This window comes from Nonomuraea sp. NPDC001684, assembly GCF_053596515.1.
The window spans coordinates 1-16,560 of sequence record NZ_JBSFGJ010000200.1; the positions used below are offsets into that span (position 1 = coordinate 1).

A 16,560-nucleotide genomic window follows, 5' to 3' on the forward strand; every position below is an offset into this window, starting at 1 on the left:
GAGATCCCGGCCGCGATGTAGAGCTGCGGCGAGACCGTCTTGCCCGTCTGGCCCACCTGGAACTGGTGGGGGTACCAGCCGGCGTCCGTGGCGGCGCGCGAGGCGCCGACGGCCGCGCCCAGCGTGTCGGCCAGGCCCTCGATGACGGAGAAGTTCTCGGCGGAGCCCACGCCCCGGCCGCCGGAGACCACGATCGCGGCCTCGGTCAGCTCGGGCCTGGCGCCCTTCTCCTGCTTGACGCGCTCGACGATGCGGGCGGCCTTGGCCGCCTCGCTCAGCGCGACCGACACCTCCTCGACGGCGCCGGCGCCCGCGGCGGCCTGCGGGGCCGTCGAGTTCGGGCGTACGGCGACGATCGGGGTGCCTTTGCGCACCTTGGAGTGCACGTTGACGCCGCCACCGAAGATCGACTGGTCGGCCACGAAGCCCTCGGACAGGCCCACGGCGTCGGTGATGACGCCGGAGTCGGTCTTGACGGCCAGCCGACCGGCGACCTCCTTGCCCTCGGCCGTGGCGGCCACGAGCACCGCGGCGGGCGACTTCTCGGCGACGAGCTGGGCCAGCAGCTCGGCCTTGGGCGCCACCACGTGGTCGACGATGTCGGCGGAGCCGGCGTTGTAGATCGTCTCGGCGCCGTACTCGGCCAGCTTGGCCTTGGCGGCGTCGCCGAGGCCGGGGCCGGCCCAGACGGCGGCGGGCGTGCCGAGCGAGCGGGCCAGGGTCAGCAGTTCGAGCGTGACCTTCTTGACCTCGCCGTCGACCTGCTCCACGAGAACGAGAATCTCCGACATATCAGTAAAACCCCCGTTCTCAGATGAACTTCTTGGAGGCGAGGAAGTCGGCGGCCTTCGAGCCTCCGTCGCCCTCGTCCTTGACGATCGTGCCGGCGGCGCGCGGCGGCGCGGCGGCGAAGTCGACCACCTCGGACCAGGCCGCGCCCAGGCCGACCTGGGCGGCGTCGATCTCGGCGTCGGCGATGGCCAGCGTCTCGACCGGCTTCTTCTTGGCCGCCATGATGCCCTTGAAGGACGGGTAACGCGGCTCGTTGATCTTCTCGACCACGGACACGACGGCCGGCAGCGAGGCCTGGACCTTGTCGAAGCCGTAGTCGGTGATGCGCTGGACGCTGATCGAGGAGCCCTCGATCTCGACCTTGTTGGCCAGGGTGAGCTGGGCCGTGCCCAGGCGCTCGGCCAGCATCGCGGCCAGCACGCCGGTGCGGGCGTCGGTCGACTCCGAGCCCAGGACGACCAGGTCGAACCCGATCTTCTTGAGCACCTGGGCCATCGCGTACGAGGTGGACAGCGCGTCGGAGCCGTGCAGCGCGTCGTCGCTCAGGTGGACCGCCTTGTCGGCGCCCATCGCCAGGGCCTTGCGGATGGTCTCGGTGGCCTTGCCCGGGCCCATGGTGAGCACGGTGACCTCGCCACCATGCGCCTCCTTGAGCTTCAGCGCCTCCTCGACCGCGTACTCGTCAAGCTCGTTGACCACGCCGTCGACGGCGTCACGATCGAGCGTGTTGTCATCGGACCGCAGCTTGCGCTCGGTCGCCGTATCGGGGACCTGCTTCACGCAGACGACGATGTTCATGGCCGGTGGCCGACCTCCCGTGTTCGCGTGCGCCCACCGCGTCGCTGCGATAGGCGCCGAATGCAATGCTGACCAGACTGCCAGGTTCCCGACGGGCTCCTGACACGGGGTGGGTCAGAGTCGTGCCCTGGCTCCCGCGGTCATGTTACCCGTGGGTAGCTTACGCGCAAACCGGCGGTTCCCGCGTCAAGCCCCTACCCTTCCCACCATACCGAACTTTATTCGGTACGTTCCGATCGCCCCCGAGGGAAATCAGGCGGACAACAGGAACACGATGCCCACCACCAGGGCCGTACCCGCGAACAGGGCCAGGGTGAACGTGCTGAACACCGCGGCGAGCCCGAAGCACAGCCCCACCGCCCCCGCCACGCTCACCAGGTCGGCCACCATCCGGCCGCGCCGGTACGGCCCGCGCGAGAGCAGCGCCACCCCCGCGTCGCTCACCACCGCCAGCACGTAGGCGGCCAGCAGGAACAGCGCCACCTCGGGCAGCGGCTCGCGGGCGGCCGCCGCCAGCAGCGACACGAACAGGCCCGAGCCGATCAGCCACCGCCTGCGCACCTTCTCCCGGTGCCGCGCCCTGGACTCCTCGACCGGCCTGCGACGGCCGTCGCCCGGCCGCCACTCTCTCGTGCTCATGTCGTCGGCCGGTCGGGGACGCGCCACCGGGGCCGAGGGACGGGGGCCGGTCTGCCGTACGTGCGGGACGGGGGCGACGCCCAGCCGGGCGCAGATCTGCGCGGCCGTGGGCCGGGCGGCGGGGTCGGTGGACAGGCACTCGCGTAACAGCGGCGCCAGCCAGTCAGGCACGCCCTCCAGGTCGGGCGGGTGGTGCACGACCCGGTAGGCCACCGCCGAGGCCGGCCCCTGCCCGTACGGCTGCCGCCCGGTCGCGGCGTAGGCGAGCGTCGCGCCGAAGGAGAACACGTCGGCCTCGACGCCCGCGCTGCCGCCTTCGAGGATCTCCGGCGCCAGGTAGCCGGGCGTGCCGACCACGGCGCCGGACGCGGTGACCGACAACGAGTCGAGCGCGCTGGCGATGCCGAAGTCGATGACGACCGGGCCGTCCTCGCTCATCATCACGTTGGCCGGCTTGAGGTCGCGGTGGACCACCCCGGACTCGTGCATGGCCAGCAGCGCGTCGGCCAGCCCCGAGGCCAGGGGGCCCAGCTCGGCGACGGGCACCGGCACGGCGCTGAGCGGGCGGCCCTGGACGTAACGGGTCACCAGGTACGGTCTGGGGCCCTCCAGCGAGGCGTCGAGCACCTCGGCGACGTGCGGCCCGCCGACCCGGCGCATCGTCTCCACCTCGCGGTCGAGCCTGCCCAACGCGAGGGCGTCGGCCGCGACGTGCGGATGCAGCACCTTGACCGCGACCGTGCGCCCCTGGACGTCGAGCGCCAGATGGACCTCGCCGAAGCCGCCCGCGCCGAGCCTGGAGAGAAGCTCATAGGGGCCGAGGCGCTTGCTCATACCTCATCTCTCCCCCGCCGGGCCGAGGGGGACACTCACGACCACGGAGTCAGGAAGCCCAACCCCAGCCCGTCGAGCAGACTTTCGATCAGGCCGGTGATCAGCCCGATGGTGCTCTGCCTGGCGTCGCTCGCCAGGTCGTCGATCACGCTCTGCGGGGCCCGCCAGGGCGTCCAGACCGGGTCCTGGCCGAGCGCGAACATCGCCGCGAACAGCGCCGCCGTGCCCACCGCGACGACCGCGACCAGCGCGGCTCCGGGGCTGCGCAGCACGCCGGTGAGCGTCCGGGTCACGGCCTTGCGCGGCGCGCCGCCGCCCGGCAGCACGAACAGGCCCCCGGCGAACGCGCCGGCCGCGAAGGCGGCGGCCTGGTTGGTGCCCATGCCGCCGGCCCAGTGGAGCGCCCCCCACACGCACGCGCCGAACAGCAGCGCGAGCGGCACGTGCACCAGCGTCACCAGCGCGGCCTTGACCAGCGCCCACGGCGTGCCGACCAGCGCGAGCAGCGGGTCGGCCGAGCTGCTGCCGCGGATCTGGCGCCGCTTGACCATGTCGCCGAAGAGGTACTCGCCCACGCGCAGCACCACCGCGAGCGCGACGGCCACCGCCCCCATGACGACGGGCATCATGACGGTCAGCGCCACCAGCGTGACCAGCAGCAGCAACCCGGTCACCTGGGCGCCGAACAGGTACCTCTTCCGCTCCGCCGGCGGCACGTGGCCGCGCGGCTGGGGCGGCGGCGTGTAGGGGCGCGGTTGCGGCGGCGGCGCCGGGTAGCCGGCCACCCGCTGGTCGGTGCGCGGCACCGGGCGCGCCGAGGTCGGCGCGGGCACGTAGGGCGGCGGCCGCTCCTCCCGCCGCGCGGGCGGCGGCGGGGGCGGCGGCGCGGCCTTGCGGTACTCGACCGGCGGCAGCAGGTCGGAGAACGTGTCCATGGCGCGCGTGCCGCTGCCGATGCGCTTGGTGCCGGTCGGGCCCTCGATCTCGTTGAACGTCGTCACCGACGGGTCGAGCTCCCTGGCCATCCGCAGCAGCTCCTGCGCGCCCGGCCGGGCGGCGGGATCGACCCGCAGCGCGCGCGACAACCAGCCGCGCAGCCACGCGGGCGCCCGGTCGAGCTGGGCCCGCCCCTCCATGATGTTGAAGCAGACCGCCTCGAACGTCCCGGTGCCGAACGGCGGCGCGCCCGTGGCGGCGAAGAACACCGTCGAGGCCAGCGCGTGCACGTCGGCCGCCTGGGTGATGTCGGAGTCGCGGATGATCTCGGGCGCCAGGTAGCCGGGCGTGCCGACGAACATGCCGGTCTGGGTCAGCCGGGTCGCGTTCACCAGGTGGGCGATGCCGAAGTCGATGACCAGCGGCTCGCCGTCGACCAGCATGACGTTGGACGGCTTGAAGTCGCGGTGGATCACGTCGGCCGCGTGGATGGCGACCAGCGCCTGGCACAGCCCCTGGGCCAGCCTGATGACCTGCCGCGCCTCCAGGGCGCCCTCGGTCAGCACGGTCTCCTCCAGCGTGCGTCCCGGGGCGAAGCGGGTCACGACGTAGGGCTGGCCCCCCACCAGCTCGGCGTCGATGACCTCGGCGACGTACGGGCTGCGCACCCGGCGCATGGTCTCGACCTCGCGCGTGAGCCGGTCGCGGGCCTTGAGGTCGGCGGCCACGTGCGGGTGGAGCACCTTGATGGCGACCTCGCGGCCCTCACCGTCGAGACCCAGGTGGACGACCCCCATGCCGCCCTCGCCGATCTTCCTGACGATGCGGTAGGGGCCGAGGCGTTCCGGCGCTTGGATGCTCATCGCCACCTTCCTCGGCTCAGCCGCCGCCCTTCAGGCTGCTGAGTTGCTCTGTCACGGGTGTGACGTCCAGTGGACTCCATACACTCCCCCTTGGCGTGTCCCCGAACGTGCCGTAGGCGAGGATCAGCGAGAGCGCGGCGCCCGCCGCCAGCACTCCCGCCATCGCCATGGCCGCTGTTCTAGAGGGTACGAGCGATGAGAGCGTTCTGCGCATCTGCCGCCCCGGGCCCTCGACGCCCGGCCCCGCGCAGAGGGTCCAGAGCGCGACCGCGGCCCCCCACGCGAGGGCGTTGGCCGAGTTCATCCTGACCACCACGCTGAGCAGCAGCGTCACCGGCAGGCCGAGGATCAGGGCGTACAGGACGAGCGCGACCGTGATGCCCACGGACTTGGCCAGCGCCTGCGGCTGGGCGAAGACCCTGAGCACGTCGAGGGCGGCGGACCCGGCGGGCCTGCGCCCGCTGAGCGCCGGCTGGGCGAGGTCGGCGGCGCGCAGCAGCACGGCGATCGGGATCGCCACCACCGCCACCAGGACGGGGGCCGTCACCGCCGCCACGATCATGAGGATGAGCAGCATGGCGCTCGCCACCCCGTACGCCTTCGAGCGCTGCAGCGGCTGCGCCGGACGCCCGCCCTGGTGGTACGGCTCGCGAGCGGCCTGCGGGTCTTGCGGCGGGTACTGCGGCTGCGCCGGGATGTAGGGCGGCGGCTGCACGGGCACCGGGCCGTAGTTGGCCGCTTCCTGGCCGGAGTTGAACCGGCCGTGGTCGACCGGCTGCGCGCCGGACCCGAGCCGGCCGTGGTCGACCGGCTGGGGGCCGGAGCTGAGCCGGCCGAACTCCGCCGAGTCCGGGCGCACCCGCCGGGTGGGCACGTCGGCCTCGTGCGGGTTGACCTGCGGCAGCGACTGCGACTGGGGCAGCGGCTGTGACTGCGGCTGGGGGTGGAGCGGGGGCTGCTGCTGCGGCCAGGGCTGGCTGGGCCCGGCCTCCCGCTGGATCTGGCGCAGCTCCTCCGGCGAGACCCGGCGGGTCGGCCACGGGTCGCCCGCGCCCTGGTCCGCCGGCGCCGCGCCCTGGTCGGGCAGCACGGCGCCAGGCAGCCCGGCGCCGGGCAGCGGAGCCGCCTGGTTGGGCAGCCCGGCCGCCTGGTTGGGCAGCAGCGAGACGAAGTGCGGGTCGGCGGGCGGCGCGACCGGCTGCTCCTGGCCGTCGATCAGCCGGCGCGGCGTCATCGGCGGCGTGGAGACGTCGTAGGACGGCTTCTCCCCCACGAACGGCGGCCGCCTGGTCGGGTAGTCGTCGGGCGCGTCGGGCCGGGGGACGGTGGAGATCTCGTCGGGCACGCCGTGCGGCGGCCTCGGCAACATCCGGGCCGTCTGCTCGGCCAGGTCGGCGGCCTTGGGACGCTTGGCCGGGTTGCGCTGGAAGCCCGCCTTGAGCAGCGGCTGCAGCTCGGCCGGCACGCCGCTGATGTCGGCCTTGCCGGCGGTGATGTTGTAGAAGATCATCTCCAGCGTGCCCTTGCCGAAGGGCGGCTGGCCGGTGGCGGCGTAGAGCAGCGTGCCCGCCCAGGCGTGGATGTCGACCTCGGGGCCGGCCTCCTGGCCTTCGATGATCTCGGGCGCGAGGTAGCCGGGCGTGCCGATGAACATGCCGGTCTGGGTCAGCCTGGTCGCGTCGACCGCCTGGGCGATGCCGAAGTCGATCAGGACGGGCTCGCCGTCGAGGATCAGCACGTTGCCCGGCTTGAGGTCGCGGTGGATCACGCCGACGGAGTGGACGACGGCCAGCGCGGAGGCCACCCCGTGGGCGAGCCGGACCAGCGCGGGCAGGTCGAGCGGCCCGTCGTCCTTGACGATCTCGTCGAGAGGACGGCCGGGCACGTAACGCGTGACGATGTAGGGACGATGACCGGTTACATCCGCATCGACCACTTCTGCGATGAATTTGCTGCGGACCCGGCGCATGGTCTCGACCTCACGCGAAAGCCGTCGCCTGGCGACCTCGTCACCGGCGACCTCTCCGCGCAGGACCTTGACCGCCACCTGTCGCCCCTGGGGGTCGACAGCGAGGTGGACAACGCCCATCCCGCCTTCACCGAGCCGCCTGAGCAGCCGGTAAGGGCCTAGTCGGTCATCGTTCATGGCATGAAGCACCATACCGGCTTAATCCCCGCCCACGAGATGAACCATGAGGCCACATTCCCACTCGTACAACGTCCGATACGGCCTCATCGGTTTCCCATCCAACGGTCTCGAATTGGCTTCAGTTCGGCTTCGGGGCCTTCAGGTCGTCAGGGACAGGACCTCGGCGCCCTTCAGCCCGGCCAGCGCGGCGCCCGGCACGGCGAGCTTCGACCTGCGCAGGCCGCTGCCGATCACCACTCTGGGATGTTCGGCGACGTGCACGTCGACCAGGACGGGCCAGTCGCCGGGCAGCCCGAGCGGGGTGATGCCGCCGTACTCCATGCCGGTCAGCTCGACCGCGTCGGCCATCGGCGCGAAGCTCGCCTTGCGGGCGTCGAGGTGCCTGCGCACCACGCCGTTGACGTCGACGCGCATCGTCGCGAGCACCATGCAGGCGGCGTAACGCGTCTCGCCGCCGCGCCTGGCGGCCACGACCACGCAGTTGGCCGACTCGTCGAGCCGTACGCCGTAGCGCTCGCAGAACGCGGCCGTGTCGGCCAGGTCGGGGTCGATCTCCGTCACCTCGGCGCCCTCGACGCCCGGCACGGCGAACGCCACCGGATCGGCCAGCAGGTCGGCGCGGCCGGTCGCGGGCACCCAGTGCAACGTCATCCTCGTCTCCTCGATCGCTCTTCCTTGACCGACCCTATGCCGGTCGAGGAAGTGGCGTGCGACGTCACGTGGACTGCAGCACCCGCCGGTGCAGCAGGGTGACGGCGCTGCGGGCCGACTCCATGGCGCCTGCCTGCCAGGCGATCAAGTGGGTGAGCCAGTCACCCGCGAAGTAGACCCTTCCGGCGGGGCGTTGCAGAAGAGTGAAGGACGAATCAAAGGACGGCCAGTACATCCAGCCTCCCTGGATGTGCTCCTGGCGGTGCCAGGCGATCGAGACGCTGGACAGCAGGTTCTGGCGGTACTTGTCGCCGTGGATCTTCCTGCCCTGGGTGAGGGCCTTCCGCCTTCTGTCCTCGGGGGTCAGGGAGCCGTACAGCTCGGCGTTCTGCTCGGTGTTGTAGTAGCCGACGATCAGGCCGCGTTCGGAGTGGTAGCCGTGGGAGGGGTACCAGATGTGGGTGATGTCCAGGTCGGTCTCGGTGACGCCGCCGTAGATGCGGTCCTCCAGCTCCCACCAGCGCCTGCCGTACTCCAGGCCGATCTTGCCGGCGGCGACCGGGATGGGGGTGGCCAGGGCGCTGGTGACCTGCGCTCCGAGGTTGTGCGGGATCTTGGCGAGGAGGTGCGGGGGGAGGGTGGCGATGCAGTAGTCGGCCTTGACGCTGCCGCCGTCGTACGCCACCTCGACGCCGTCGTCCAGGGTGGTGATCCTGGTGACCTTGGCGCCGGTCCTGATCCGGTCGGCCCCTACGGCCTCGGTCAGCTTGGTGACGATCGCGTCCATGCCGCCGACCGGCTGGAACATGGGGGTGGCCATGTCGTAGCCGAAGTCGTTGGTGATGGCGCGGCCGGTGGCGGCGGCCAGCACGTCGTGCAGGGTGCCGGGGGGCGGGACGGGGGTGCCGCCGTCGAGCGCCGGGTACTTGGTGAAGCCGCGCCGGGGTGAGCCCTCGTAGTCGAGCTTGGGGCCCAGGTCGCCGAACCGGCGGAGGAACTCCAGCAGGCGCTGCCGGTCGTCGGCGGTGATCGCCTTGTCGAGCGCGCCGATATTTGTGGCCTTGGCCAGCAATTCCGCGACATATCCGTACATGTCGGCTCGGGCGGTGCGGGCCCGCACGGTCTTACCGTTGGTGTGGACGTACGCCGCGGCGTTGTTGTTGACGAACGTCTCGATCGGGACGCCCAGCTCCCTGCAGTAGTCGAGGGTGACCATCCAGGGGGCGATGCGGCCGGGCCCGGCGTTGAAGTAGACGCCCTCGCCCAGCCTGACGTCCTGGGCCGGGCCGTTCAGCTCGGTCAGGCGGTCGCCGCCGCGCAGCGTCAGGTTCCGGCCGCCGGCCCTGCCCCTGGCTTCGAGCAGGGTGCAGTCGTAGCCGGCCTTGCCCAGCTCGTACGCGGCGGTCAGCCCCGCCACGCCCGCGCCGAGGATCACCACCTTGGCCGCGCCCTTGCCGCGCAGGGAGAAGTCGCCGGGGCGCGGCGCGGCGAACTCCTTGTCCTGCTCCGAGGGGGCGAGCCCGAGCGCGCCCATGGCGGCGTACATGGCGCCCGCGCCACCCACCGCTCCGATCCCGACGAGCAGCCCCCGCCGGGTCAGCGCCGCGCCTTCCACCGTCACCCGCTCCCTGAGTCAGCAGTTACCGACATCTCAGCCGTACGGCCCGCTGCCGCAGGCCACCTGGCCGCCGATGGTGGCGAAGATCCCGAGCAGCGCCATGATCTGGCGGAAGTCGTCGGTGGTGAACTCGGTGTGCCGCGAGCCGGCCGTCTTCACGCCGGGCACCAGCGCCACCGCCGCCGCGATGGCGGTCGAGTTCCACTCCACCCCCAGCGTGTACGGCGCCTCCACCTGATAAGGCGTGAAGTCGCTCAACCGGGACAGCGCGCGAGCGGCGGCCTCACGGATCTTCGCCTGGGCGACGCTCGGCGGCAGCAACTCGGCCGAGAACTTGTCGATGCCCTTCTTCACCGCGACCGTCTCGACGTCGCCGAGCAGCTCGCGCGCCTCCTCGCCGACGGCCTCGTCCCCGGTCACCAGCACGACCGGCACGCCGTGGAAGCCCGCGCACGCCGCGACCAGCCGGGTCTCGCCGCACAGCTCGCCGTTGAGGTAGACGTTCTGGATCTCCTTGCCCATCCACGTGTGGTTGAGCACGCCGTGCTGGACGCCGGCCCTCGCGTGGTAACCCACGAAGCACGCGGCCTGGAACGTGCCGTCGAGCCCCTGGGCCATGCGCTGGGCCTTGCCCGGCCCCCGGATCAGGGTCGCCCGCGGGTCCAGGAGGTCGATCCGCAGGTTCTTGGTGGACCCGTGGGCGTCGTTGACCAGCACCGAGCCGGCCCCCGCGGCGAACGCGCCCTCGACGGCGGCGTTGGCGTCGGCGGTCATCAGCTCGCAGCCGCGGTCGTAGCCGCGTTTGCCGGCGTGCATCTCCTCGGGGTCGGTCAGCCCCGTCACGCCCTCCATGTCCACCGACAGGTAAACCTTCACGCAGTCAACTCCTCGCACTTCGCCGGATCCGTCCCGCGGACGGTCACGTGCCCCACGTCTCCACCCGCCGTACCTCGGCCTCGGTCATGAGGCCGACCTGGGAGGTCAGGAAGGCGGCCGCCTCCGCCCGCCACGGCTGGGGGATCTCCTCGATCGCCGGCGGGTAGCAGTGGTCGAGCCAGCTCGTGGACTCCTCGGTGGCCTCGAAGTGGTCGAGGGCCTTGGCGAACAGGGACCGTTCGACGCCGGGGATCCGGGCGAGGCCGTACTCGATCATCTCCTGGCCCCCGAAGGGGGGCGGCCGCAGCCACTTGCGGGCCACGGGACGGTCGGCGGTGAGGGGCGTGTCCAGGGGACGGCGCTCGACGGCGGCCTGGATGAGCTCCTTGTACAGGCACTTGCCGCAGGTCCGGCAGGGGCCGTCGGTGCCGCGCAGGCACCAGCGCACCTGGTCCTTGAGCTCGGAGTTCAGGGCCAGCCGCATGGTGACGGCCTCGCTCACCCCGCCGACCGGGAGCACGATGTGCACGCCCGCGGCGGCGAACAACCGGCCCCACGCGCCGTGCGGCGCCCACATGGGGTTGTCAGGCGTGAACCGCAACAAGTAACGGTCACCGCCGAGCCAGCGTGAACCGAGTTCATAGCCGAAGCCCAGGCCACCGAGGTTCATCCGGTCGGCCAGCAGGAGCGCCCCCACCGCGACGGCGTGGTGCTCCGGATAACCGGGACGCGGCTCGGCGAGCGTGAACTCCAGGTCGGAGGTGACGGTGGTGAGCTCGCGGCCGGTCCGCTCGGCCAGCTTGGCCAGCACGTCGGAGCGGTAGTGCGGCCACCGGTTGGGCACCCGCGGATGCGGCACCCGCCGGAAGTGCACGAACGGCGCCGACGGATGGATGGCCGCCGCGGCCACGGAGTCCGCGCCGCCGCTGTAGGAGAGGGCGAGCCGGTCCCCGGCCCGGCGCGGCTCGGCCCCGACCGGCCCGGCCTCGATGCCCCACCCGTCGTGCAGGGCCGCGGCCACCTCGGCGGAGACGGCCCGGTCGAACGTGATCCGCCGCCTGGTCCAGGGCGCCACGATCGTCCAGGCGGCCACGGCGAACAGGTCGGGGTGGGCGTCGGCGGGCACGCCGCCGATCGAGCAGGAGTTGGTGGCCAGCTTGACGGGATGGTCGTCGGCCGCCCTGCCGGTGATCTCGTCCTCGGGGTCGAGACGGAAGGTCAGCTCGGTGCCGGACCAGGTCACGCGCACGGCCGGCCCCCCTCGGGGACGCGGGCCCGCAGGTCGTCGATGGCCTGCCAGACGAGCACCTCGTTCTGGAGCACGCCGTCGAGGGCCTGCGCGGTCTCCTGCGCCAGCCGGTACGTGTCGTCGACCCTGGCCTTGTCGATCACCGGCCCGGCCGGCGGGCGGGCGTTCCGCAGCCGCTCGACCTCGCCCTGCAAAGTGGCCATCTCCCTGCGCAGGGTCTGGACCTCCCAGAGCGCGTCCCGGATGTCCTGACGGTGGTCGGCGACGGAGATGTAACGGGAGTCGAACCACGTACGCACGGCTTTACGCAGCCGGGCGGGGACCGGGACGCGCATCATGAAACGCCACCATACTGGCAAACCCGCTTCCCCTTGGACGGCCTACTCCAAAGGGTCGCATTCGTATGGCGGCCGGGCGGTCACCGTCCGGTGAACTTGGCCTTGGCCTTCTCCGCGAAGGCCCGCATGCCGATCCTGGCGTCGTCGGTGGCGAACAGGCCGGAGAAGTGCAGGCGCTCGATCTCCAGGCCGGAGTCGAGGTCGACCTCGGCGCCCTGGTCGACGGCCTGCTTGGCGGCGCGCAGCGCCACGGCCGGGCCGCCGACGAACGTGGCCGCCCACTCCAGGGCCGCCGTGTAGACCTGCTCGTCCGGCACCACCCGGTCGACCAGCCCGATGGCCAGGGCCTCGGCGGCGGGGACGTGCCGGCCGGTGAAGATCAGATCCTTGGCGCGGGACGGGCCGACGAGCCGGGGCAGGCGCTGCGTGCCGCCCGCGCCCGGGATGAGCCCGAGCAGGATCTCCGGCTGGCCGAGCCGGGCCGACTCGCCGGCCACCCGGAAGTCGGCGCACAGGGCCAGCTCGCAGCCGCCGCCCAGGGCGTAGCCGGTGACGGCGGCGATGACCGGCTTGCCGATGCGGGCCACCGTGGTGAAGCACGCCTGGAGCGTGCGGGAGTGGGTGGACATGTCGGCATAGGACATGTCGGCCATCTCCTTGACGTCCACGCCGGCGGCGAAGACCCGCTCGCCGCCGTAGAGGATCACCGCCTGCACCTGGTCGTCGGCATCGACCTGAAGCGCCGCCTCGACGAGCTCCCGCTGCGTCTGAACGTCGATCGCGTTCATCTTCGGACGGTCAAGACGGATCGTGGCGATCTGGTCGGCCACCTCGACGCTTACAAACTCACCCATGAGCCGAACCTAACAGAGCGTCCCCGCTCACCCCGCTGCGGCCGACCTCACCTCGTCGGCGGCCTTCTTGCTGGTCGACACGCGGACCAGCGCCGCCGACAGGCGGGCCAGCTCGTCGCCGGAGCCGGCCAGGCGGGCCAGGCCGCGTTCCTGGCGGGGCAGGCCGAGCCGGGCCGCGCCGTCCAGGACCCGTCCGTCCAGGTGCGGCGCGACCTGCGGCCACACGCCCTGGACCTCGCGCAGGAAGATGTCGGCGCCGGTCGGGCCGATGCCGGGGAACTCCCGCAACAGCTCGCCGATGCGCCCGGGGTCGCCCCCGGCCTCGTCGCGCAACCTGCGCAGATCGCCCTTCCAGCGGTCGAGCAGCAGCTCGGCGCCCCTGCCGAGCATGGTCGAGGTGCGTTCGTCGTAACGCCGGTAGTGGCCGCGGCCGAGGGCGTCCACGCGGTCCTGCCAGCTCGCCCGCGCCATGTCCCGCGGCGTGCGGTACCCGGCGGCGAACAGCTCGCGCGCCGCCGCCACCGCCACCCCGGACGAGATGCGCGCGCTGAGCAGCGTGGCCAGCACGAGGAGCTGGTACAGCGGCCGCGGCCGGTCGGCGAGCCGGATGCCCGCCTCCGCGGCGAACGTCTGGCCGCACTGTTCGAGCAGGGCGTCCAGCACGCCCTTGTCCTTGTCGGCGTCCTTGTCGGCGTCCTTGTCAGCCATGACGCTCCGCTACCCCCATGGCGGGCGCTCATCCCGGCCCGGCGCGTTTGCCGCCCTGGTCGCGGGGGAGGCGGGGGTCTCCAGCGAGAAGGAGCGCATCGTGCTGACTTTGACTGACAACGCCGTGGTCGCGATCCGTGACCTGATGGTCGGCGAGGACGTGCCCGCGCACGCCGGCCTGCGGATCGCCGCCAAGCCGGACGAGGCGGGCGCCTTGGAGGTGTCGCTGGCGAGCACGCCGTACGCCGGGGACCAGGTCATCGAGCAGGGGGACGTGCGCGTCTTCGTGGCCGAGGACGCCGCGCCCATCCTCGACGACAAGTCGCTGGACGCCCAGCCGGGCACGCCGGGGCATCCGACGTTCCGGCTGGACCGCCGCACCTGACCGGCCCTGCCGGGCCTCCGGCGGCCCGCCCGTCACCTCGGGGCCGCCGGGAGGCGTCAGCCGGCGGCGCGGCCGGCGCGCACGGCGTCGGCCAGCTCGGCCACCAGGCGCTCGGTCTCCTCCCAGCCCACGCAGGCGTCGGTGATGCTCTGCCCGTACGTCAGGCCCTCGGCCGGGCCGGGCTCCTGCCGTCCCGGCACCAGGAAGCTCTCCACCATCAGCCCCGCGATGCCCTTCTCGCCCGCCGCCAGGCGTCCGGCCACCTCGCGCACCACGGCCGCCTGCCGTACGTGGTCCTTGCCGCTGTTGCCGTGGCTGGCGTCGATGATCAGCCGCTCCGGCAGCCCGGCCTTGGCCAGCAGCGCGAGCGCGTCGCCGATGGACTGGGGGTCGTAGTTGGGGCCGGTGCGCCCGCCGCGCAGGATGACGTGGCAGTCGGGGTTGCCGGTGGTCGAGACGACCGCGGCCCGGCCCTCGTCGTCGATGCCGAAGAACACCTGCGGGTGCGCGGCGGCCTTCACGCCGTCGATGGCCACCTGCACGTCGCCGTCGGTGGCGTTCTTGAAGCCGACCGGCATGGACAGGCCGGAGGTGAGCTGGCGGTGCACCTGGCTCTCGGGCGTGCGGGCGCCGATCGCGCCCCAGGTGACGGCGTCGGCGATGTACTGCGGGCTGGTGGGCTCAAGGAACTCGCAGCCCACCGGCAGCCCGGTGTCGAGCACGTCGAGCAGCACCGTCCTGGCCAGGCGCAGCCCGCGCTGGACGTCGTGGCCGCCGTCGATGTCCGGGTCGTTGATCAGGCCCTTCCAGCCGATGGTGGTACGCGGCTTCTCGAAGTACACCCGCATGACCACGCACAGGGCGTCGCCGAGGTCGCGGGTGGCGGCGGCCAGGCGGCGGGCGTAGTCGAGCGCGGCCTCCGGGTCGTGCACCGAGCACGGGCCGACGATGAGCAGCAGGCGGTCGTCGTCGCCGGCGAGCACGTCGCGCACGGCGTTCCTGCTCGCCGCCACCAGCGCCTCGCGCTCCGGGCCGAGCGGCTGTTCACCGATGAGCTCGCGGGGCGTGGGCAGGGGTTCGAACGAGGTGATGCGCAGGTCGCTGGTCGTGGTCATGGGCTGGTCCTCCGCTTTCGATGGAAGTTCGAAGGCGGTACGGCCCACATCCGTGGCCCCCGGAGCCGTCCGCCTGAACGACGAAAGGCAGAGACGAGACGTCTCTGCCTTTGGGCTCCGGGTGATCAGTAAGTCAGCGCATGTGACCTTCGGCTCCACCCGGAGCCGCCACATAGCGCCAAAATCGGCTGATCACTGACATGCTGTTGACGCTAGCAGACGCCGGGTGACCGCTCCAAATCCCGTCCGCTATCCGAGATCGGATTCCCAGCCGGGTTCGCGCAGGTCGCCGAGCCCGTAGAGGCCGACCAGGGTGCCGTCGGCACGGGTGACGACGACGTGGTCGACGTTCGCGCCCTCCATGCGGGTGGCCAGGGCGTCGAGCTGCTCGCTGGGCCGTACGGTGGTGACGCCGGTGTTCATGGCGGCCTCGGCGGTGCCGGTCAGGTCGGCGCCCTTGAGCTCGCGCGACCCGATGACGCCCTGCACCACCTCGTCCCGGTCCACCACGACCGCGAGCCCGGCCGGGTCGGCGACGATGCGCTCGCTGAGCTCCTCCAGCGGGTCCTCCAGGTCGGCCGTGACCGGGTCGCGCCGGGCGCCGGAGCCCACCAGGACGGCCTCCCCCTCGTACGGCAGGTCGGCCGACAACCAGTCCATCTTGCCCAGGCCGTAGTCGTGCACGTCGGCGAAGCCCAGCCGGGCCAGCCGGTGGGCGGCGCGCGGGCTCAGGTCGCAGAGCCAGTCGTGGCAGTAGACGACGACCGGACGCGACCGGTCCAGCAGGTCGTCGGCCAGCCGGTCGAGCGAGCCGAGCGGCAGGTGCGCGGCGCCGGGCAGGTGCGCCCAGGCGTACTCGCGCTCGGGCAGCACCTCGGCGAGCTGGGCGTCGCGCGTCGCGAGCAGGTCCTGGACGCCGACGCGGTCGATGATGCCGATCATCAGGGCCTCAGCGCTCCCCCCGGCGAGGCCGTTCGGACTTGGGTCCTTCGGCGCGGTCGCCGCCCACCTTGCGCGGGCTCTTGTCCGGGTCCGACTGGAGTTTCCTGGCCACGCGCTTCTTGAGCTCCTGCTCGCTCATCCCCTGCCGGTCCAGTTGCTTGCGCAGCCGGCGGCGCTCGTTGTCGTAGGAGTGACTTCCGGGTCGAGGCATGACAACTCCCCCCTCTCCTCCGAGGCCCGCCTACCCAGCCCGTCACCTGCTAGTCCTCGGGAACGGGCCGCCGGATCCGGCCCGGCGGTCCGTTAAGGGATGAAAAATATCTTCGCAAAGTTCTCGCCAGAGAAGGAAAATGTTGAGACGCTGAACGCGCACCACGCCCCCCAGTCAAGGAGCGGTTCATGCGCAGAGCGCTGGCGATCGCCGTCGTCGCCTTGTTGCCCTTAACCCAAGTGCCCTCGGCCAACGCCGAAGAGCCCGCCGACCGGCAGCAGGCGTTCGCCGCGGCGGCCGACGAGTTCAAGGTCCCCCAGAGCGTGCTGCTCGGCGTCTCGTACCTGGAGTCGCGCTGGGACGCCCACGCGGGCCAGCCGTCGAGCGACGCCGGGTTCGGCCCGATGCACCTGACCGACGCGGCCGCGTACACCGGCTCGAACCACCACGGAGAAGGCGAGGAGGACGCCCGCGGCGACGAGAGCAGGCCGCTCGCGCCCACGGCGACGCCCGCCCCGGCGGAGATCCCCGCCTCGCTGCGCACGATGGAACGCGCCGCGCAGCTCACCGGCGAGAGCCACGAGCGGCTGCGCACCGACGAC

At 72.4% G+C, this 16,560-nt stretch carries 16 protein-coding genes and 1 pseudogene; 2 read left to right on the forward strand and 15 right to left on the reverse strand.

Translation table 11 applies throughout. From position 1 onward, the window contains the following. From ACWCSD_RS29285 to ACWCSD_RS29340, 12 genes are all read right to left on the reverse strand, one after another. On the reverse strand, nucleotides 1-791 hold a 791-nt coding region (locus ACWCSD_RS29285), incomplete at its 3' end, for an electron transfer flavoprotein subunit alpha/FixB family protein (RefSeq protein ID WP_449919573.1). Nucleotides 792-810: 19 nt separating this feature from the next. After that, the gene (locus tag ACWCSD_RS29290; RefSeq protein ID WP_352329623.1) at nucleotides 811-1,590 is read right to left on the reverse strand and encodes an electron transfer flavoprotein subunit beta/FixA family protein; all 780 of its coding nucleotides are present in this window, start codon (nucleotides 1,588-1,590) and stop codon (nucleotides 811-813) included. Nucleotides 1,591-1,842: 252 nt separating this feature from the next. Next, nucleotides 1,843-3,063: a serine/threonine-protein kinase gene (locus ACWCSD_RS29295; RefSeq protein WP_449919576.1), complete on the reverse strand. Its 1,221-nt coding sequence runs from the start codon at nucleotides 3,061-3,063 to the stop codon at nucleotides 1,843-1,845. Nucleotides 3,064-3,098: 35 nt separating this feature from the next. Beyond that, nucleotides 3,099-4,862, reverse strand: a complete 1,764-nt coding sequence (locus ACWCSD_RS29300) for a serine/threonine-protein kinase (protein ID WP_397164527.1) — start codon at nucleotides 4,860-4,862, stop codon at nucleotides 3,099-3,101. Nucleotides 4,863-4,878: 16 nt separating this feature from the next. Continuing rightward, entirely contained in the window at nucleotides 4,879-7,023 is a 2,145-nt protein-coding gene (locus ACWCSD_RS29305; protein ID WP_449919579.1) for a serine/threonine-protein kinase, read from the reverse strand. Nucleotides 7,024-7,149: 126 nt separating this feature from the next. After that, on the reverse strand, nucleotides 7,150-7,662 hold the full coding sequence (locus ACWCSD_RS29310; protein WP_449919582.1) for a YbaK/EbsC family protein: 513 nt from the start codon (nucleotides 7,660-7,662) through the stop codon (nucleotides 7,150-7,152). A 64-nt stretch (nucleotides 7,663-7,726) separates the two neighbouring features. Next, nucleotides 7,727-9,283: a flavin monoamine oxidase family protein gene (locus ACWCSD_RS29315; RefSeq protein WP_397164524.1), complete on the reverse strand. Its 1,557-nt coding sequence runs from the start codon at nucleotides 9,281-9,283 to the stop codon at nucleotides 7,727-7,729. 30 nt (nucleotides 9,284-9,313) lie between these two features. Then, nucleotides 9,314-10,156 (reverse strand): M55 family metallopeptidase, encoded by an 843-nt coding sequence (locus ACWCSD_RS29320; RefSeq protein ID WP_397164522.1) that lies wholly within the window; start codon nucleotides 10,154-10,156, stop codon nucleotides 9,314-9,316. 43 nt (nucleotides 10,157-10,199) lie between these two features. Then, the gene (locus ACWCSD_RS29325) at nucleotides 10,200-11,405 is read right to left on the reverse strand and encodes a DUF6395 domain-containing protein (RefSeq protein WP_397164521.1); all 1,206 of its coding nucleotides are present in this window, start codon (nucleotides 11,403-11,405) and stop codon (nucleotides 10,200-10,202) included. After that, entirely contained in the window at nucleotides 11,396-11,743 is a 348-nt protein-coding gene (locus ACWCSD_RS29330; protein WP_352328819.1) for a hypothetical protein, read from the reverse strand. Before ACWCSD_RS29330 ends, ACWCSD_RS29325 begins: the two co-directional genes overlap by 10 nt. An 80-nt stretch (nucleotides 11,744-11,823) precedes the next feature. Continuing rightward, complete coding sequence (locus tag ACWCSD_RS29335) at nucleotides 11,824-12,597, reverse strand: enoyl-CoA hydratase/isomerase family protein (protein ID WP_352352246.1); 774 nt, start codon at nucleotides 12,595-12,597, stop codon at nucleotides 11,824-11,826. 27 nt (nucleotides 12,598-12,624) lie between these two features. Further along, a complete protein-coding gene (locus ACWCSD_RS29340) occupies nucleotides 12,625-13,305 on the reverse strand; it encodes an endonuclease (RefSeq protein WP_397164519.1) in 681 nt (226 codons plus the stop codon). A 100-nt stretch (nucleotides 13,306-13,405) separates the two neighbouring features. On the opposite strand from ACWCSD_RS29340, the gene ACWCSD_RS29345 reads away from it, so the two are divergent. After that, nucleotides 13,406-13,690, forward strand: coding sequence for a HesB/IscA family protein (locus ACWCSD_RS29345; RefSeq protein WP_352328823.1), 285 nt, complete (start codon nucleotides 13,406-13,408; stop codon nucleotides 13,688-13,690). A 56-nt stretch (nucleotides 13,691-13,746) separates the two neighbouring features. Here the strand turns inward: ACWCSD_RS29345 and ACWCSD_RS29350 are convergent, their stop codons facing one another. The 3 genes from ACWCSD_RS29350 to ACWCSD_RS29360 all read right to left on the reverse strand — a co-directional run bounded on the left by ACWCSD_RS29350 (nucleotide 13,747) and on the right by ACWCSD_RS29360 (nucleotide 15,958). Beyond that, a complete protein-coding gene (locus tag ACWCSD_RS29350; protein WP_449919587.1) occupies nucleotides 13,747-14,805 on the reverse strand; it encodes a 3-deoxy-7-phosphoheptulonate synthase in 1,059 nt (352 codons plus the stop codon). Between the two features lie 249 nt (nucleotides 14,806-15,054). Then, nucleotides 15,055-15,747 carry a CBS domain-containing protein gene (locus ACWCSD_RS29355; protein WP_387671127.1) on the reverse strand — a complete coding sequence of 231 codons (693 nt, stop codon included), beginning with the start codon at nucleotides 15,745-15,747 and terminating at the stop codon, nucleotides 15,055-15,057. A 7-nt stretch (nucleotides 15,748-15,754) separates the two neighbouring features. Continuing rightward, a complete protein-coding gene (locus tag ACWCSD_RS29360) occupies nucleotides 15,755-15,958 on the reverse strand; it encodes a hypothetical protein (RefSeq protein ID WP_352322071.1) in 204 nt (67 codons plus the stop codon). A gap of 188 nt (nucleotides 15,959-16,146) precedes the next feature. On the opposite strand from ACWCSD_RS29360, the pseudogene ACWCSD_RS29365 reads away from it, so the two are divergent. Further along, a pseudogene (locus ACWCSD_RS29365) lies at nucleotides 16,147-16,560 on the forward strand (N-acetylmuramoyl-L-alanine amidase); the annotation flags it as partial.